At 35.1% G+C, this 19,512-nt stretch carries 19 protein-coding genes; 10 read left to right on the top strand and 9 right to left on the bottom strand.

Features of this window, described 5'->3' with window-relative positions; translation table 11 throughout:
• The 3 genes from WC622_RS14435 to WC622_RS14425 form a co-directional block, all read left to right on the top strand.
• The coding region (locus tag WC622_RS14435; RefSeq protein ID WP_372820409.1) for a Smr/MutS family protein at positions 1-338 on the top strand (338 nt) is incomplete at its 5' end.
• Positions 339-501: 163 nt separating this feature from the next.
• Positions 502-1,200 (top strand): CoA transferase subunit A, encoded by a 699-nt coding sequence (locus WC622_RS14430; RefSeq protein ID WP_372820408.1) that lies wholly within the window; start codon positions 502-504, stop codon positions 1,198-1,200.
• A 1-nt stretch (position 1,201) separates the two neighbouring features.
• The gene (locus WC622_RS14425; protein WP_372820407.1) at positions 1,202-1,861 is read left to right on the top strand and encodes a 3-oxoacid CoA-transferase subunit B; all 660 of its coding nucleotides are present in this window, start codon (positions 1,202-1,204) and stop codon (positions 1,859-1,861) included.
• Between the two features lie 77 nt (positions 1,862-1,938).
• Here WC622_RS14425 and WC622_RS14420 read toward each other — a convergent pair whose 3' ends face one another.
• Together WC622_RS14420 and WC622_RS14415 are read right to left on the bottom strand one after the other, a co-directional pair.
• On the bottom strand, positions 1,939-2,577 hold the full coding sequence (locus WC622_RS14420; protein WP_372820406.1) for a uridine kinase: 639 nt from the start codon (positions 2,575-2,577) through the stop codon (positions 1,939-1,941).
• On the bottom strand, positions 2,567-3,880 hold the full coding sequence (locus tag WC622_RS14415) for a LysM peptidoglycan-binding domain-containing protein (RefSeq protein ID WP_372820405.1): 1,314 nt from the start codon (positions 3,878-3,880) through the stop codon (positions 2,567-2,569). The genes WC622_RS14420 and WC622_RS14415 overlap by 11 nt, the downstream gene beginning before the upstream one ends.
• Positions 3,881-4,054: 174 nt before the next feature.
• On the opposite strand from WC622_RS14415, the gene WC622_RS14410 reads away from it, so the two are divergent.
• On the top strand, positions 4,055-4,534 hold the full coding sequence (locus WC622_RS14410; RefSeq protein WP_372820404.1) for a Dps family protein: 480 nt from the start codon (positions 4,055-4,057) through the stop codon (positions 4,532-4,534).
• A gap of 95 nt (positions 4,535-4,629) precedes the next feature.
• Complete coding sequence (locus WC622_RS14405) at positions 4,630-6,465, top strand: UbiD family decarboxylase (RefSeq protein ID WP_372820403.1); 1,836 nt, start codon at positions 4,630-4,632, stop codon at positions 6,463-6,465.
• A gap of 56 nt (positions 6,466-6,521) precedes the next feature.
• Here WC622_RS14405 and WC622_RS14400 read toward each other — a convergent pair whose 3' ends face one another.
• Together WC622_RS14400 and WC622_RS14395 are read right to left on the bottom strand one after the other, a co-directional pair.
• Positions 6,522-8,030, bottom strand: coding sequence for an OmpP1/FadL family transporter (locus tag WC622_RS14400; protein WP_372820402.1), 1,509 nt, complete (start codon positions 8,028-8,030; stop codon positions 6,522-6,524).
• Between the two features lie 18 nt (positions 8,031-8,048).
• Entirely contained in the window at positions 8,049-8,957 is a 909-nt protein-coding gene (locus WC622_RS14395; RefSeq protein WP_372820401.1) for a hypothetical protein, read from the bottom strand.
• Between the two features lie 105 nt (positions 8,958-9,062).
• Between WC622_RS14395 and proS the strand changes: the two genes are divergently transcribed.
• From proS to WC622_RS14370, 5 genes are all read left to right on the top strand, one after another.
• Positions 9,063-10,535, top strand: coding sequence for a proline--tRNA ligase (gene proS / locus WC622_RS14390; RefSeq protein WP_372820400.1), 1,473 nt, complete (start codon positions 9,063-9,065; stop codon positions 10,533-10,535).
• Between the two features lie 9 nt (positions 10,536-10,544).
• Positions 10,545-11,237, top strand: coding sequence for a hypothetical protein (locus tag WC622_RS14385; RefSeq protein ID WP_372820399.1), 693 nt, complete (start codon positions 10,545-10,547; stop codon positions 11,235-11,237).
• 65 nt (positions 11,238-11,302) lie between these two features.
• A complete protein-coding gene (locus WC622_RS14380; RefSeq protein ID WP_372820410.1) occupies positions 11,303-12,454 on the top strand; it encodes a cystathionine gamma-synthase in 1,152 nt (383 codons plus the stop codon).
• A gap of 75 nt (positions 12,455-12,529) precedes the next feature.
• Complete coding sequence (locus WC622_RS14375; RefSeq protein ID WP_372820398.1) at positions 12,530-13,384, top strand: TIGR02757 family protein; 855 nt, start codon at positions 12,530-12,532, stop codon at positions 13,382-13,384.
• Between the two features lie 119 nt (positions 13,385-13,503).
• Positions 13,504-14,010, top strand: coding sequence for a YdeI/OmpD-associated family protein (locus tag WC622_RS14370; protein WP_372820397.1), 507 nt, complete (start codon positions 13,504-13,506; stop codon positions 14,008-14,010).
• Here WC622_RS14370 and WC622_RS14365 read toward each other — a convergent pair.
• From WC622_RS14365 to WC622_RS14345, 5 genes are all read right to left on the bottom strand, one after another.
• A complete protein-coding gene (locus tag WC622_RS14365) occupies positions 14,007-14,732 on the bottom strand; it encodes a polyprenol monophosphomannose synthase (protein WP_372820396.1) in 726 nt (241 codons plus the stop codon). The two genes, WC622_RS14370 and WC622_RS14365, sit on opposite strands and share 4 nt — an antisense overlap.
• 109 nt (positions 14,733-14,841) lie before the next feature.
• Positions 14,842-16,437 carry a peptide MFS transporter gene (locus tag WC622_RS14360; RefSeq protein WP_372820395.1) on the bottom strand — a complete coding sequence of 532 codons (1,596 nt, stop codon included), beginning with the start codon at positions 16,435-16,437 and terminating at the stop codon, positions 14,842-14,844.
• A gap of 107 nt (positions 16,438-16,544) precedes the next feature.
• On the bottom strand, positions 16,545-16,994 hold the full coding sequence (locus WC622_RS14355; protein ID WP_372820394.1) for a hypothetical protein: 450 nt from the start codon (positions 16,992-16,994) through the stop codon (positions 16,545-16,547).
• Positions 16,995-17,251: 257 nt separating this feature from the next.
• Positions 17,252-17,473: a hypothetical protein gene (locus WC622_RS14350; RefSeq protein WP_372820393.1), complete on the bottom strand. Its 222-nt coding sequence runs from the start codon at positions 17,471-17,473 to the stop codon at positions 17,252-17,254.
• Positions 17,474-17,479: 6 nt separating this feature from the next.
• Entirely contained in the window at positions 17,480-18,658 is a 1,179-nt protein-coding gene (locus WC622_RS14345) for an acetyl-CoA C-acyltransferase (protein WP_372820392.1), read from the bottom strand.
• Between the last annotated feature and the right edge of the window lie 854 nt (positions 18,659-19,512).

The raw sequence follows: 19,512 nt of genomic DNA, 5'->3' as shown, positions 1-19,512 counted from the left end.
AAAGAAATAGAGTACAAAAAATTAGCAATCGACAAGCTAAAAAAGTGGTGCAAAGCAATTCATTTTCTGGTAGAATGTCCGAAGCCATCATCAATTTTAGACCCGAACTCGACTTACGTGGAATGCGTAGTGAAAATGCGGTGCAAGAAGTAGAAAATTATTTAGATAAAGCAATAATGTTGGGTTTTCCATCCATTAAGTTAATTCACGGTAAAGGCGATGGCATTTTAAGAAAATTGATTAGGGAACATTTAAAAAAATACAAAGAAGTTACGCATTTAGAAGATGAACACGCGGATAGAGGAGGAGATGGAATTACATATGTTTATTTAAAATAATTTAAATAGTAAAATAGATCAAGATTATTTCTTAATCTACTTAATTCCTTACAATTGCATATTTTTTTCATGGCATCTTAGTGTGAATTGTACAATGCAATAATCCGTTAATGCATTTGGAAACGGCACAATAACTTTATAATTTAGCCATAAAACAGAGTATATGATTAATAAAGTTGTAGCTGGAGCTGATGAAGCGATTAAAGATATTTGTGATGGACAAACCTTAATGCTTGGTGGTTTCGGTTTGTGTGGTATTCCTGAAAACTGTATTGCTGCATTGGTAAAAAGCGGCGTCAAAAACCTAACCTGTATTGCAAATAACGCCGGTGTAGATGATTTTGGTATAGGTCTGCTTTTACAAACACGTCAGGTTAAAAAAATGATTTCCTCTTATGTTGGTGAAAACGTTGAATTTGAACGCCAATTATTAAGCGGAGAATTAGAAGTAGAATTAATTCCACAAGGAACATTAGCTACACGTTGCTTGGCTGCTGGTTACGGTATGCCGGCCATATTTACCCCAGCAGGGGTAGGGACCGAAGTTGCAGAAGGTAAAGAAGTGAGAAACTTTAACGGCAAGGATTACTTAATGGAATATGCTTTTGAAGCTGATTTTGCATTGGTAAAAGCTTGGAAAGGTGACACCGCTGGTAATTTAATTTTCCGTTCAACTAGTCGAAATTTTAACCCGGTTATGGCTATGGCAGGTAAAACTACAATTGCTGAAGTAGAAGAGTTAGTAGAAGCTGGACAATTAGATCCTGACCAAATTCATACACCAGGTGTATATGTTCACCGTATTTTTCAGGGCAATAATTACGAGAAAAGAATAGAACAAAGAACAGTTAGAACCAAATAAAATGCTGGATAAAAACGGAATTGCGAAACGCATCGCAAAAGAAATAAAAGACGGTTATTATGTGAATTTGGGCATCGGTATTCCAACGTTGGTGGCTAACTATATTCCAAGTGATATTAATATAGTACTACAATCAGAAAATGGATTGTTAGGAATGGGACCTTTTCCTTTTGAAGGAGAAGAAGACCCAGATTTAATTAATGCTGGCAAGCAAACCATTACAACTTTACCGGGATCTTCAATATTTGATTCAGCAATGAGTTTTGGTATGATTAGAGCTCAAAAAATAGATTTAACCATTTTAGGCGCAATGGAAGTTTCTGAAAACGGGGATATTGCCAATTGGAAAATACCAGGTAAAATGGTTAAAGGCATGGGTGGTGCAATGGATTTAGTCGCTTCTGCTAAAAATATTATTGTTGCTATGCAACATGTAAATAAAGCAGGAGAAAGCAAATTATTGCCAAAATGTACATTGCCCTTAACAGGAATAAAGTGTATCAAGAAAATAGTCACAGAATTAGCTGTGATAGATGTTTTACCTGAGGGAGGTTTTAAACTACTAGAAAGAGCACCTGGAGTAAGTGTAGATTTTATTAGAAATGCTACGTTAGGTAAACTATATGCTGATGATAATGTGCCAGAAATGATAATTGATTAATTTGATTGAAGGCCGCAGATTCGCAGATTTCTCTTACTAGGTTTAAATAATCTGCGAATCTGCGGCTAAATATTAAGCTATTTACAAAACTTCGCTTTTAACTCATCCGAAATTTCTTCGGTGATTCTGATAATGTCATCAGGAGTATCCATATTATTTACAACTATTTTATTGCAATTATCTCGGTAAGGCAATAAAAATTCGTTGTAAGCAGGCACAACGTGATTATTCCATTTATAAAGTACATCATCTTCAGGATAACCTCTTTCCATTCCATCGCGTTTAATACGACGCTCCAATGCTACTTTTTCGTCAGCTTCTATAAATATACGGAGGTCTAATAATTCAGCTATTGCCTTAAAATGAAGTATGAAAAGTCCTTCTACAATAAGAATTGGCGCAGGATTTATTTCTAAAATCTTTACTACAGCTAAAGGATTATTGAAATTATACTCTTTTTTGTAAACAACATCACCTTTAATTAATTTCTTGATATCGATTAAAAATTGTTCATCATCTATCGTAGATGGCAAATCGAAATTGTATAATTTATTTTCTTCTTGTGTCATTTCACCTGCTGGAATGTAATAATCATCCTGAGATAAAAGTGTGACTTCATCATTTTTAAAGTGATGTAAAAAACTATTTAGAAAAAATGTTTTACCAGAACCGCTACCACCTGCAATACCGATAATTAATGGGGTTTTATTGTTCATTTTCCTGAGCGCCGTAGGTTATATTACAAAAAAATCGTTTATCTAAAGCACCAACAGCATCTGCTACTGCTTTTGTCATTACAATGATAACATCTTTTGTGGATTCATTCTCTGTAAATTTACCAACAACTTTTGCAAAAGTTGAACGGTTGCTCATTGGGTTAGTGATTTTAATAATCGTACCTATTGGAGCTGTACGATGTAAAATAAGCATTTTAGTAGGATCTAAATCTTGATCTGAAATCCATACTGCAGTACCTTTTTCTTCAATTTGAGTAAGGCCATATCTACTTGGTGCATATTTTAAAGAAGGATCTTTTATGGTGTTTGAATCACTTCCTGCATTTTCGTCTTCAGGAGTTTCACCCGTACCTTGCTTTGCGCCAATTATTTTTAATTTTTGCCCAACGATTAACTCGTTAGACGTTAAACTGTTAAAGCTTTTAAGCTGATAAGTGGTTAATGCATATTTTTTAGCAATAGTATAAATTGTTTCGCCTGCAATCACTGTATGCTCAAAACCAGCAGCAGCATTACTTGCTTGTGTAGATGTCTCATTAACTGGTTTTTGATAACTTTTAGGCGTTGGAGTAGGAACTACTTTTTCAATTATTGCTTCAGAAGTGTTTATAGTAGCTGATGGGATTTTTAAGACTTGACCAATTTGCAAATTGTTAGATGAAAGTCCATTTAATCGTTTAATTTCATCAACTGTTGTTCCATATTTTTCTGCTAGTAAATTTAAATTTTCTTTAGGTTTTACAGCATGTTCTATGGCTGTTGAATTATCACTATTTGCTAAAACAGGTTTTGAGACCACAGGAGTATTCACAGTTGGAGTTTCTTGAACAGCTGTATTTCCATTTGCGGGAATTTTTAAAACCTGACCAATTTGAAGATTAATCGAAGTCAAATTATTAGCTTTCTTAATTTCATTTACTGTTGTTCCATATTTTTCCGCAAGCATATTTAAGTTGTCTTTTGCTTTAACAACATGCTCAATGATATCCGTATTTGTTGCTATTGTTGAAGTAGCAATTGCTGTAAATGGTACATTAGTAGGAATTTTAAGGATAACACCAATCTGTAAAAACTTACTGTCATTATAAGTCATTATATCTTTATAATTGACGTTGTATTTTCTAGAAATAGAGTAATATGTTTCTTTCGCGTCTACTTTATGGATAATTAATTTTTTTCCATTATTGTTTTCAACTCCAATCGAATCTACTGTGTTATTAGCGTGAGAAAGAGAGATGCTAAGCGAAAAAGTGGCCAGTAATAGTATATATATTTTATGCATTAAATTCTTGAAATATTTGGAACGACAATTATACGAATAATATATTTTACGTTATTAATGTATGTAAAACGATATTATGACATATCTATTGTTTAAAAAACTTAAATTTAACAAACCATTTTTAACACAAATTGTTGTGGTTGCACAAACAAAAAAACTCTAAAATAAAATACCATGAACGCAAAGGAAATCAGTTTAAACGAAAAAGAAGTTAAGCCTGTAGTTGATATGTTAAATGATTATTTAGCTAATTATCATATTCATTATCAAAAACTAAGAGGTTGCCATTGGAATGTAAAAGGCCAGAATTTTTTCACCTTACATATCAAATTTGAAGAATTATATACAAATGCTCAACTCACAATTGATGAGATTGCAGAGCGTGTGTTAACCTTAGGTAAACCACCGCACAGCCGTTTTTCTGATTACATTAAAGAATCAACAATTAAAGAAGTCAACACAATTGGTATGGCAGATATGGTTATGGTTGAAACAGTTTTGGACGATATGTCGAAATTAATTGAGCTTGAAAGAGAATTATTAGAAGCAACAGATAAGGCTGGTGATGATGGTAGTAACGATATGGTAAATCGCTTTATGCAATTTAAGGAGAAAACAACTTGGATGTTGCGTTCTTTCTTAGGCAAAAAATAAATAATTAAAGTTTAATGAGCCACAGATGAGTAGATTAAAATCTGCTAATCTGTGGCTTTTTTGTTTTAGAGCGTACTAAATATTTATCTTTGGGGATGGGTTACAAAAATTTAGCCGAATGTGTTTCAGATCTTGAAAAAAATGGTCATTTAATCCGAATTAAGGAAGAGGTAGATCCATACTTAGAAATGGCAGCCATCCATCTAAGAGTGTATGAGAATCAAGGTCCAGCTTTATTTTTTGAGAATGTAAAAGGAAGCAAATTTCCTGCAGTTTCTAATCTTTTCGGTACATTGGAACGATCTAAATTTATGTTTCGAGATAGCCTCCCAAAAGTAGAGCAGCTCGTCGCTTTGCGTTCAGACCCAATAAAAGCGTTAAAAAACCCCATTAAATCTGCGGGTTCTGCTTTAACAGCTTTATCGGCATTGCCTTTAAAACAATCATTATTTAAAAATACATTTCAAAAAACGACCATTAGCAGTTTACCTCAAATAGTAAATTGGCCAATGGATGGTGGTCCATTTATTACCATGCCACAAGTTTTTACTGAAGATATAGATCAACCAGGTGTAATGCATGGTAATTTAGGGATGTATCGTATTCAATTAGCTGGTAATGAATATGTAACGGATAAAGAAATTGGTTTGCACTATCAAATTCATAGAGGTATTGGCGTTCATCAAACTAAAGCAAATGCTAAAGGACAACCTTTAAAGGTGAGTATATTTGTGGGTGGGCCACCTTCTCATCCATTAGCGGCCGTTATGCCTTTACCAGAGGGATTATCTGAACTTACTTTTGCTGGTGCATTGGGCAATCGCCGTTTCCGTTATTTTTATGATGAGGAAGGTTTTTGTATTTCAGCTGATGCTGATTTTATAATTACAGGTACCGTTCATCCTCAAGAAAATAAACCAGAAGGTCCATTTGGCGATCATTTAGGCTATTATAGTTTAACGCATCCTTTCCCTTTGATGAAAGTGAATAATGTGTATCACAAAAAAGATGCAATTTGGAGTTTTACTGTAGTTGGTAGACCACCGCAAGAAGATACTAGTTTTGGTGCCTTAATTCATGAGATTACAGGTTCAGCAATTCCTCAAGAAGTTCCGGGATTAAAGGAAGTAAATGCTGTTGATGCTGCAGGTGTACATCCACTTTTATTTGCTATTGGAAGTGAGCGTTATACACCGTATTTAAAAGAACGCAAGCCACAAGAAATATTAACCATTGCTAATCATATTTTAGGGAAAAACCAACTCAGCCTAGCCAAATATTTATTTATTGCTGCAAGAGAAGATGATGAAAATTTGAGTACAAATAACATTGCTCTATTTCTTCAGCATATGCTGGAAAGAATTGATTTAACTAAAGATTTACATTTTTACACCAACACAACTATCGATACTTTAGATTATTCTGGAGATGGATTGAATTCTGGTTCAAAAGTAGTTTTCGCAGCAGCTGGAGCTAAAAAAAGAGATTTAATAGAAAAACTATCGCTTGATTTTAGTTTACCAGAAGGATATATAAACTATAAAATAGCTATTCCAGGTGTTTTAGCTGTTCAAGGAAATAAGTATGAAAACAAAATAACAAGTAAACAAGAAATAGCAATCTTAAAAGGACATCTTAAATCACAAAACCTTTCAAATTTGCAGTTAATAGTTTTATGTGATGATGCTGAATTTACAGCTGCCAATATTAATAATTTGGTTTGGGTAACTTTTACGAGAAGTAATCCCGCTTCTGATATAGATGGCGTGAATGATTTTACGATAAATAAGCATTGGGGATGCGAGGGGCCATTAATTATAGATGCTCGTAAAAAGCCTCATCATGCACCAGAATTAATTAAAGATCCAGAAATCGAGAAGAAGGTAGATAAACTAGCAGAAAAAGGTGCTTCTTTATATGGGATTATCTAAACAAAAAAGCCATCTAGCATTAAACTAAATGGCTTTTTTATTGAATTTGATTTCTCTTAAAATCTCAATCCTAAAGTTAAGAAAACATTATTTTTTGTGTTTTTAACAGCTGCAACAGGTTCAGTAGCATTATTTAATGTGTACGGACTAAAGCTATTCTCAACTTCTACTCTTTGATAAGCTAAGTCAATATAATAGTTATTTACACGATAGCCTAAACCACCACTATACATTTTAGTATCGAAAAAACCATCGCTATCACTTTTATATGGACTTCCATTTAAACCATAACCAGCTCTTAAGCTTACATTGTTAAGTTTGTATTCCGCACCAACTCTATAATTCACTGCACTTTTATAATTATTCCTAACGGCAGTATTATTATCGCTAATTATGCCTCTATCTGCGCTATTATCCGTAGAAAATCTCGTACTTGAGTAATCAATAAAATCAACATCTCCAGAAATAATAGCTTGTCCACCAATAATATAACTCGCCCCTAAAGAGCCTTTTAAAGGTGTGCGCAAATTATAGGTAAAATCATACGTTTCACTTGCAGTAGTTCCTCTTATTGTTCCTCTATTGTCAAGCCCTTCTGTATAACTATCATCAATAACAAACCATGTAGGTGTTTGTAGAGTTGCTCCTAATCTAAGTCCTTCAGCTGCTCTAAAAATAACCCCTATGCGACCATTTACTCCTGAACCTTTGGTTGTTTGGCTTTGGTTAAACAGTAATTTATAATTAATGTTAGCCCCAGTTAAATTACCTCCAGCATCGTATTCTCTTGCTTTTCCACTTTCTTCATACTGGGCATCGCTATTGTATTTTATGTCAATTAAACCAATACTGGCACCAATATAAAATTGATTTGAAACATTAGCTGCCGCTGAAAAATTAAATTCAGAAACAGAACCACTTCTTACTTCATTTTTACGTTGCATATTTGGGTTAGCTGTCTCTGCAAAAGTTTCAGGGTAATAATTATTAGCTGGGCTATCATAGCTAATCAAATAATTATCGTAAGCCATTCTTTCCAAACTTCCAGTTGCCAAATTATTAGGCGTTGTACTTCCACCAAGTTCAGCAAAATAATCAGCTATAGAGTTTTTGTTGTTAGACCCATTATAATTTATTTCTCCACTATAATCATTGGTTCTGTTATATCCCAGTCCAAAAACAGCGCTAATAAATCCTTTTTTAGTATCCTGTCCTTTTTGTTTGTAAACTGGCATAAAAAATACAGCGCCAAGTTGATTTACATTTAATTCACTTTTATCTGTGTTGGTGTTTTGACCCAGATAATTTGCAGTAATGCCCGTTTGATTAAATTCTGGAGTTAAGCTAAACTCAGATTTCGTAAATAGACCCAATCCAGCTGGATTTCCGCCTAAAGAACTCATATCTCCACCAACACCAATTTGAGCGTTACCCATTCCTTTAAAACGAGCTGTACTTCCATAATTTGTTTGAGAAAAACGAAGGGCATCACTCGCATATTGAGCGTAGGTATTGCTAGTGGTAGCTACTATAGCTACCACTAACATTGTTATAATTTTTTTCATGTGTTCAGTTAATTAGATTTATCTACCACCACCTCTTGTTGGTCTACCGCCACCACTGCTTCCGCCACCAGAACTTTCTGATCTACCACCACTACTTGATGGAGGTGGAGAACTTTGTTGTGGAGGAGGGTTGTAAGTTGGTGCAGGTCTAGAAGGCGCTTCGCTAGTTCTAGTTGGTCTAGCTGATGATTCGGTACTTCTAGAAGGTCTACTATCACTTGTACTGCTTGGACGAGTAGTACTTCCATTATTTGCTGGGTTATACATCTCAGCTCTGCTTCTAGTAACTGTACTACCGTTATTTGCTCTTGTTGGTGGTCCTACTTGATTACCACCATAATAACTAGATCCATTACCTCTTCCTACGCCATTTTCACTTCCTCTTGATGGCCTAGCGCCATAATTTGGACTAGTATTATTTCTGCCTGCATAATAACCCCCCCCATAGTAACCGCCATAACCACCATAGTATCCTGTGCCATAGTAATTATAGTTTGAGTATATACCCCAATATGGGTTATAATATGGGCTTCCAAAATAGCTGTAATAATATGGGCTATACCAATTATTATAACCATAATTAAAGCCTCCATAATAGCCGTAAGGACTATAATATGAACTGTAACCGTAATAATTGTAATATGGATCGTAATATGGTCTATAAAGATCTCCGTAATAAAATCTATCTATACGAGAAGAATAATCCATGTCATAATATGGATCGGTTTTCCCGTAATAGTCATTATTAGAATTTTCTGTTTGTGTAGTTTTAACTGGATCAGAAGCTTTGTATTCTTTAGCTTGTGCAGTTGTATTGTACACATCGTCCTGAATGGCATTATTTTGTGCCAATTTAGGAGTAGAGCAGGAGGTAACCAACAAGGCAGTTACCGCGAGCATACTGGTGAGTAAATGATTAGGTTTCATGATATGTGTGTTTTGTTTGTGTGCGCAATCAAATTGTAGCTATAAATTTATAGCTTTGTAAACGATATTACAAGAAATTTAACACAAAAAACGTTCCAAATAGTTATGAGTAAAGGTATTACAAGCAAAAATGACGATTATTCTCAGTGGTATAACGATATTGTTATAAAAGCCGACTTAGCCGAGCATTCATCGGTTAAAGGATGTATGGTAATTAAGCCATATGGTTATTCTATTTGGGAGAAAATGCAGGCAGTTTTAGATCAAAAGTTTAAAGATACTGGTCATAGCAATGCTTACTTTCCTTTATTTATTCCTAAATCATATTTTTCTAAAGAAGCAGCACACGTAGAAGGTTTTGCAACCGAATGTGCAGTTGTAACTCATTATCGTTTAAAAAATGATGGGAATGGTAATATCATTGTAGATGAAACCGCAAAGCTGGAAGAAGAATTAATTGTTCGACCAACTTCTGAAACCATTATTTGGAATACCTATAGAGGCTGGATAGAATCATACCGCGATTTACCTTTGTTAATTAATCAATGGGCAAATGTGGTACGTTGGGAAATGAGAACTCGCTTGTTTTTACGTACAACTGAGTTTTTATGGCAAGAAGGACATACTGCACACTCCACTTCACAAGAAGCTATTGAGGAAACAGAGAGAATGTTAGATGTATATGCAGATTTCGCAGAAAACTGGATGGCAGTACCTGTTGTAAAAGGGAAAAAGACGCCAACGGAGCGTTTTGCTGGGGCCTTAGATACCTATTGCATCGAAGCCTTAATGCAAGATGGAAAAGCTTTGCAAGCAGGAACATCACACTTTTTAGGGCAAAATTTTGCTAAAGCATTTGATGTTAAATTCACCAGCAAAGAAGGTAAATTAGAACATGTATGGGCAACATCTTGGGGAGTGTCAACTCGTTTAATGGGGGCCTTAGTAATGGCACACAGTGATGATGCCGGATTAGTTTTACCTCCAAAATTAGCGCCAATTCAAGTTGTTATTGTACCTATTTACAAAGGAGAAGAAGATTTAGCTAAAATATCAACCTTTGTGGATGAACTTATTCCAAAACTAAAGGGATTAGGTATTTCTGTAAAATACGACAGTAGAGATAGCCAACGCCCTGGATTTAAGTTTGCAGAATATGAATTAAAAGGAGTTCCAGTTCGCTTGGCAATTGGTGGTAGAGATATGGAAAACAAAACTGTAGAGTTAGCTCGTAGAGATACGAAAGAAAAATTCACAGTAGCACAAGAAGGATTAGATATTTACATCGCAAACCTGCTAGAAGAAATTCAAGAAAATATTTATAACAGAGCTCATCAATTTAGAGAAGAGCACATTACAGAAGCAAATTCATATCAAGAGTTTAAAGAACTGTTAGATACAAAAACAGGTTTTATTTCTGCTCATTGGGATGGAACAGCAGAAACTGAAAAGCAAATTAAGGAAGAAACTAAAGCAACCATTAGGTGTATTCCTTTAAACAATAAGCAAGAAGATGGTGTTTGTATCCTAACTGGTAAACCATCTACACAAAGAGTGTTGTTTGCAAGGGCATACTAAAATCATTTTATGCAGGACGAAAATTATAAAGAAATACTTGGTAAATTAGAAAGTAAAGCTTCCTTAAAACAGGCAATTTACCGGAGTACGGCTGAAGTTTTTGGTTTGACTAAAACCATTCTTTCGAAAATTGCAGCAAAACTGCATAATGATTATACGCACAAAGATCCTTCTGTTGAAGTAAATTATAGAGAAAATAACCAGTTTGAGGCACAGTTGAAATTCTCTGGAGATATGCTGATGTTATCCATGCACAGTAATGTGTTTAATTTTGATGAAGGACATTCTATTTTCCAGACGAGTTATGTAAAAACCGATGAAAGCTTAAGCTACTGTGGCGTAATCTATATCCATAATTTCCTAGCAGATTCAATTAAATATAATCGCTTGGCGGATGAAGGATCTTTGATAGCTCGGATATTAGTAAATAAAGAAAAACACTTTATGGTAGAAGGAGATGGTGCATTAGGATTTTTATATGAAGATTTTGAAGCGAATCTACTAACGGAAGAAAAGTTAACTGATATTTTAGAAAGGTCAATTCTTTTATGTTTAAATACAGATTTGTTGCTTCCACCATTTTCACAAATTAAAGATGTAACCTTACATCAAAAACAAACATTAGTAGCTGCAAGCGGATATCCAACAGGAAAACGGTTAGGCTATTTATTCAACTCAGAAATACAGCAAAACAATATATAAGATGAACCCGATAGGATTAAAATCATAATTTTAATCATCGAAGGCTCCATCTCACCAATAAAAAAATAAAAACAGAGATGAAATTTGCAACAAAAGCTATCCATGCTGGTCAAGAACCAGATCCAACAACTGGTGCAATAATGACACCTATTTATCAAACATCTACCTACTGGCAAAAATCACCAGGAGAGCACAAAGGTTACGAGTATTCAAGAGGTACAAATCCAACACGTAAAGCTTTAGAAGATTGTTTAGCTGCGCTGGAGAACTGTAAGTACGGATTAGCCTTTAGCAGTGGTATGGGTGCTACTGATGCAGTTTTGCGTTTATTAAAGCCTTGCGACGAAGTAATCACTGGAAATGATTTATATGGAGGTTCTTACCGAATTTTCACTAAGGTATATGAGAAATATGGCATTAAGTTTCATTTCCTAGATTTATCTAAGCCAGAAAATATCATTCCTTATATTAACGAGAATACCAAATTGGTTTGGATAGAAACACCTACAAATCCTACTATGCGTATTATCGACATAGAAGGTGTGGCTAAAATCACTAAAAAGAACAATGTATTATTAACAGTTGATAATACATTTGCATCGCCATATTTACAAAACCCAATAGATTTAGGTGCTGATATTGTAATGCATTCAGTTACAAAATACATTGGTGGTCACTCTGATGTGGTTATGGGTGCATTACTAACCAATAACGAACAACTATACAAAGATTTATTCTTCGTGTATAATGCATGTGGTGCAACACCAGGTCCGCAAGATGCTTTCCTTGTTTTACGAGGAATAAAAACCTTGCATTTGCGTATGAAAGCACATTGCGAAAACGGCGAGAAAGTAGCTCACTACCTAAAAAAGCATCCAAAAATTGATAAGATTTACTGGCCAGGGTTCGAAGATCACCCTAACCATGATATTGCCAAAAAACAAATGCGTGGTTTTGGAGGAATGGTTTCTATCACACTAAAAGATGCAGATTTAAAAGAAACATTTAGAGTAGCGTCTCTATTTAAAGTTTTTTCATTGGCAGAATCTTTAGGTGGAGTAGAATCGTTAATTAATCATCCAGTAAGTATGACACATGGTTCAATACCAAAAGAAGAACGTGAAAAAGTAGGTGTAACCGATAATTTATTGCGCTTAAGTGTAGGAGTGGAGGATATCGATGATTTATTGGATGATTTGGAACAAGCACTAGCCTAAAGTGTTTATTTGCGTCATTTGTTCATTGGTATATGACGTTTGAACCAGTGAGCTAATGAACTATTGAACATTGCAATGGAATTTACAGAATTAAAAGGCTTTCTAGATTTTAAAGTTGATCAGTACAATCGACCAAACTTTATTATGAACGATCCAATTTCTATTCCTCATCAATATTCGAAGAAACAAGATATTGAAATTGCCGCATTCTTTGCGGCAATTTTAGCTTGGGGTCAACGCAAAACCATTATCAATAAGTGCAATGAACTTTTTTTAAGGATGGATAACCAACCGTATCAGTTTATGCTGAATCACAGTGATACGGATTTGAAAGGGTTATTAGGGTTTAAACATCGCACCTTTAACGATACCGATTTATTGTATTTTGTATCTTTCTTTAAGCATCATTATTCGCAATCGAATAGTTTAGAAACTGCTTTTCTGCCTCAACAAACTATTAATCCTAATTATTTACCAGAAATAAGCCAACCAGATATAGAGTTATCATCGTCAGGCTGTATGTTAACAGAGTTTGCAATTGATGGTTTTACTGCAGAGAAAGCATTAAATCATTTTAGAAGCTACTTCTTTAGCTTAGCTGATTTTCCACCTAGAACGATTAAGCACATTTCGTCGCCTTTGCAAAAGTCTACGTGTAAACGTTTAAATATGTTTTTAAGATGGATGGTTCGTAAAGACGATTGTGGTGTTGATTTTGGAATTTGGAATACTATCCCTACTTCAGCATTAATTTGTCCATGTGATGTTCATGTAGATAGAGTGGCCAGAAGATTAGGCCTAATTAATCGCAAACAAACCGATTGGCAAACTGCGGTTGAACTTACAGCTAAACTAAAAGAATTTGATGCAAATGACCCTGTAAAGTATGATTTTGCGCTCTTTGGTTTAGGGGTAGAAGAGAAATTTTAATCGTTATCCAACATGTCTTGTCATTCAGAGCGAAGAATCTATATAAATCTATAGAAATCTTAATTAATATAAAACGAGATTCTTCGCTTCGCTCTGAATGACAAAAGCTAAATTAGTATATGGTAAACTTTAAAGCTGAAATAGAGAAATTTGATACAATGGGTGAAAAAACTGGATGGAGTTACGTCTTTGTACCTCAAGCAGTTGCTAATCAAATTAAACCAGACGAAAAGAGAAGTTTTAGAGTGAAAGGAACAATTGACACTGTTGCGGTAAGTGGAATTGGCTTATTACCAATGGGTGAAGGAGATTTTATTATAGCGTTAAAAACCTCTTTACGAAAACAATTGAAAAAAGAAGCAGGAGCTAAAGTTGAATTGAATTTGGTATTTGATGCTGACTTCAAAATTGAAATGCCAGATGATCTTGAAATTTGTTTAGCAGATGAAGAAGTCTTGCTTCAACAATTTTTATCTATGCCAAAATCTCACCAGAATTATTTCATCAATTGGCTAAATACAGCCAAAACAGATACCACTCGAACTAAACGAATTGTAATGATTGTTAATGCAATGGTTAAAAAATACAATTTCGGGGAAATGATTAGAGCAGCAAAAAACGATTAACGTTTGTAATTACGAAACCAGCTATTTATTTTCATTTGTATCACTCCTAAAAAGGCTTCTCTAAAAATACGCGTACTCATTTTCGATGTACCTTCAGTTCTATCAGTAAAAATAATAGGGACTTCCACTACGTTAAAACCATATTTAATGGCGGTGAATTTCATCTCAATTTGAAAAGCATAACCCACAAACTTAATTTTATCCATTGGGATGGTTTCCAATACTTTGCGGCGATAGCACTTAAATCCTGCAGTTGCATCTTGTATTTTAATTCCGGTAATAAACCTCACATACATAGAAGCAAAGTAAGACATTAAAACTCTGCCCATTGGCCAATTCACCACATTTACACCTTTAACATACCTAGAACCTATCGCTAAATCAGCACCATTTACACAAGCATCACGTAGTTTAAGTAAGTCCTTTGGATTATGAGAAAAATCGGCATCCATCTCAAAAATATACTCATATTCTCTTTCTAGCGCCCATTTAAAACCATGAATATAAGCTGTACCTAAGCCAAGTTTACCCGCTCGTTCTTCTAAATGTAATGCTGGGAATTCCTCTTGCAGCTCTTTAACAATTGTAGCAGTGCCATCTGGAGAGCCATCATCAATAATTAATAGTTCGAAAGTATAGTCTAAAGAAAAAACCTTACGAATGATCTTTTCAATGTTTTCTTTCTCGTTATACGTTGGAATAATGACTAAGCTATCGAACACTGTTAATTTTAGATTTTAGAACTACAATTTGATTTGGCGAAATTAGTTATTAAAAACTAAAAGCCCGAAATTTCTATACGGGCTTTTAGTTAAATCATGTTAAATTCTTTTAGTGAACACCATGCATCCATTTACGCAATAGTGGGGTTAAGGCAAACATGGCCAAACCTGCCACAATTGGAATTGCAGTGAATATTAAGAAAAACGTTGAAATTGAATATTTTTCGCTAATCGAATCGATTAAACTACCAGTTAATCCTGCTAAGGTATTACCAGCGAATGTACAAATGAACCATACACCGAACATTAAACCAACCAATTTTGCAGGAGCTAATTTACTTACATAAGATAATCCTACTGGAGATACACATAGTTCGCCCACCGTGTGGAAGAAATAAGCAAATATTAACCAAAACATACTTACTTGTGCAAATTTCGCACCAGGAGCAATGTCCATTCCACCATAAGCTAATCCAGCAAAGCCGATACCAACGAATATTAATCCCATGCCAAATTTAGCTGGACCGCTTGGATTGAACTTACTTTCCCATATTTTAGAAAAGAATGGTGCTAATGCAACGATAAAGAAAGAGTTTAGAATACCAAACCACGATGCTGGTACTTCAGTTTTATCAGCTGAAAATACGTTCTGTACTTTCCAGATACCTAAGCACCAAATGATAATGAAACTTAAAGCGGTAAAAAGTATCGTTACAGGATATTTTTTGAAAATCTGTTTAGCAAGTGCGATTAAAACAACTGTAACCGCTATTAATGGAAATATAGTTAATATCGAATCTACCCACCTAAATGCTGTGCCCGAAGAACCAGTTAAATCACGAAGTGTGTAATCTTTAGCAAAAATGGTCATTGAACCACCTGCTTGTTCAAATACCATCCAAAAGAAAATGGTAAAAATAGAAAAGACACCAATCACCCATAATCTTTGTTTTTCAATGATTTTTGCCTTTCCACTATCTAATGAGGTATCTTCATTTGCAACAACCACTTCGGCTTTTACGATTTTCTTGCCCAGTACACCAAATATTTTTTCTGCAAAATAAAATTGAAGCGTACCGAAAAACATAAATATACCAGCTAAACCAAATCCCCAATGCCATCCTTGAGTTTCGCCAACATAACCGCACATTAAAATTCCTAAAAATGCTCCTGAGTTAATACCCATGTAAAATATAGCATAAGCCGAATCTTTTTTGTCGCTAATTGATGGATATAATTGACCTACAATTGATGAAATATTTGGTTTGAATAAACCATTTCCAGTAATTAAAAGGAATAATCCAATGTAGAAAAAGCTCATGTTAAAGCCTTCCATTGCCATTGATGCATGACCCAAAGTCATAATAAGACCACCAATAATAACAGCTTTCCGGTAACCTGTTAAACGATCGGCAATTAAACCTCCAATAATCGGAGTAAAATAAACCAATCCAGTGTACCAAGCATATAGTTTCAAGGCATCTGGTCTAGTCCAATTCCAGCCATCCTTACTTGCTTCACTAACCAAAAAAAGCACAAGCAATGCTCGCATGCCGTAATAACTAAATCTCTCCCACATTTCAGTGAAAAAGAGCACAAATAATCCAACGGGATGATTGAGGATTTTTTGGGTTTCTACACCATTTTCTTGTAGGTGTAAATCAAGCGCCTGATCTTGGCTTAGGCTAGTTGTTTTATTTGCCATCTTAAACGTTTAAATTGTATAGTTTTTTAATTTGTGTGTAATTTTCAATTTGCAAGATAAGTACATGTACGCATAGTAACAAATTTTAAAATGCGCTAAATATAGCCTTAGTGAATAGATTTTGTAACAATTGTAGATGCTTTTACTGGTTTTCCGTATAAATCATCGTTTGGAGAAGGATCATTTTTCAATTCTATATCCTCAACCAACGATAATTTGCCCCAGGTTAATTTATATCCATCAAAACTTAAGTCCGAACCATAATATTCAAAATTATTGATCATTTTAGGGTCGTATGGAGCCAAATGATCAAAAACTAACATACTGGTTTTGGGCTCAACAGTTAAAGTCATGGAGTTAAGTTTATTGTACTCGAAAACAACTCTGTTTTTTAAAGCGCCATTTTTAACTGTTTCGAAAATGTTCTTTCCGAAAATGGCTTCATTCTTTTCAAAGGTTAATACTTCAATCACTTTTTTTGTCGTTTTCTGATTATTCCCTTTCCATCCTAAAAGGATAAAATAAGGCTGTTTTCCATTTACAATCACAGGAATCATTTCGTAATAACGAGCACCAAACCAATTTTTTCCACTCGTGATCGCATTTGCATCTGTACTAGTTTCGGTACCATCTGTTAGCGGAATTAAACTTAAACTACCATTTGTTGTCCCGAGCTGAATGGTACCGTAATAACGATAAGTTCCTTCATCTGTTGGTACAAACCACGTAATAATGCGAAAAGAATTGTCTGGAGATTTTAAGATTGAAACACGTTTTAAAGAATCGAAGTTGTACTTAAATGAGTTATTAACTTTTAATGCTGTAACCAGTTTTTGACGAACTGTGCATTCTTTTCAAAACGAGTAAGGTTGTCCTTAGCTGCAAAAGTTGCTTCACTTAAAATAACTAAAGAATCTTGGTAAAGATCTAATTTAGGATTGTTGTTAAGGTTGTAGGTGTGTTGTGCGTTCGATTTTGCACACCACACACTTACTAGTATTAATAGCAATAGATAACCTTTAAACGCTTTAAACATAGTTGATTAACGCAAGTTTTCTATAACTATTGCACTAGCACCACCACCGCCGTTACAAATACCAGCAACACCGATTTTACCTTTATTTTGAGCTAAAACAGAAAGTAGGGTAACCACTATTCTAGCACCCGAAGCACCTAGTGGATGACCAATGGCAACTGCACCACCATTTACATTTACGGTATCTTCTTTCAAACTCATTTCTTGGTTATTTGCTAACGAAACCACAGCAAACGCCTCATTAATCTCGAAATAATCTACATCTGCAACAGTTAAATTCGCTCTGCTTAATGCTAAAGGAATTGCTTTAGAAGGGGCAGTAGTAAACCATTCCGGAGCTTGTTGAGCATCAGCGTAAGCTAAAATTTTAGCTAGAGGTTTAATGCCCATTTCTTTTGCTTTATCTGCGCTCATTAAAACTAACGCTGCAGCACCATCATTTAAAGTAGATGCATTTGCAGCCGTAACTGTTCCATCTTTTTTAAATACAGGTTTTAAGCTAGGTATTTTATCAAATTTTACAGCAAAAGGTTCTTCATCATTACTAAATAAAGTGATGTCGCCTTTACGATCTTTCAGTTCTACAGGAACAATTTCTTCGCTGAATTTACCTGTTGCTTGTGCTGTCTGTGCTTTTTTGTACGATTCTGTTGCAAAGTTATCTTGTGCTTCACGTGTAATGTTACAGGTTTCTGCACACAGTTCAGCTGCAGAACCCATGTGGTAATCGTTATAAACATCCCACAAGCCATCTTTTATCAACCCATCGGTTAATTGACCATGACCTAAACGATACCCATTACGAGCTTTATCTAAATAGTAGGGCACATTACTCATGCTTTCCATACCGCCAGCTACAACAATTTCATTTTGTCCAAGGGCAATGCTTTGTGCGGCTAACATAATAGCTTTAGTACCCGATGCGCAAACTTTATTAATAGTAGTGGATGGTAAATCTGGCAAGCCAGCAAATTTTGCAGCTTGTGTGGCTGGTGCTTGACCTAAATTTGCAGACAGCACATTGCCCATATAAACTTCTTGAATATTTTCTGGTTTTAAACCTGCTCTTTCTACAGCTGCTTTGATGGCCAATCCACCTAATTGCGTTGCAGAAAAACTGGCTAGTGAGCCGCCAAAACTGCCAACAGGCGTTCTGATTGCAGCTACAATGACTACATCTTTCATATGATATTTTTTAATATTTGGTGGCGCAATTTAGGCATTTGACCACAGATTTTTGCATTAAACATTGCTTTTTACTTCGGAGAAATGGTTTTTGTGATGTAAACCTGATAATAGTGGAAATACTTTTTGTATTGCACATTCTATGAGAATCTAAAGATTTCTCCACTTCGGTCGAAATGACTACCCATTTAAAGTTGACAAATTGCATCGTTGGTATATAGCTTAATAAGCTTTCTCAAGCCGTTGCAATACATCTTCGTTCACCTAAATTGGCCTTGTCCAATGCGGAATGCACTGATTCGCCTTCGCAGAAGCTTCAATAGCATTGGGCGCAGCCATGGATTTTTTTGCATACTTTTTTCATCTATAGGAAAAAAGTTTGTCCGCGATGCGTCAGAACCATAAAATAATCAAACTCTCTGTTTTTGATGCCCCCGCGGTAAAGAGCGTAACAACTAAGGGTTTTAGCTTAAGAAACTTGATGGGAATAAGAAGGGCTTGCTACTTATTTAGCACTTCAAATTGATTTAGCACAGTCCAAAGAGCGTGGGGCAGACAGGAACGGCGGGCCATGCGTAAGCCTAGAGCGTGGAAGCATCGTTCCTGACTTGATCTTTTGCCTACTTTTCCATCAAGGGAAAAGTTTGATGCCCCCGCGGCAAAGAGCGGACACAATTAAGGTTTTTTTCGGTGGGTGTGACACCAGTCGATAGGAAAAAGGGAAAAGTTTGATGCCCCCGCGGCAAAGAGCGCACACAATTAAGGTTTTTTAATCTTTAAAGGTTTAGGAGTATTAGGTTTTACTTTTGAATACTAATCTCATTACCGTACGATCAAACCCTCTATTTCTCATT

Origin of the sequence: Pedobacter sp. (assembly GCF_041662865.1) — a bacterium.
Lineage (GTDB): Bacteria > Bacteroidota > Bacteroidia > Sphingobacteriales > Sphingobacteriaceae > Pedobacter.
Note: the sequence above shows the minus strand (reverse complement) of the source record. Positions and strands in the feature narration are given on the sequence as shown.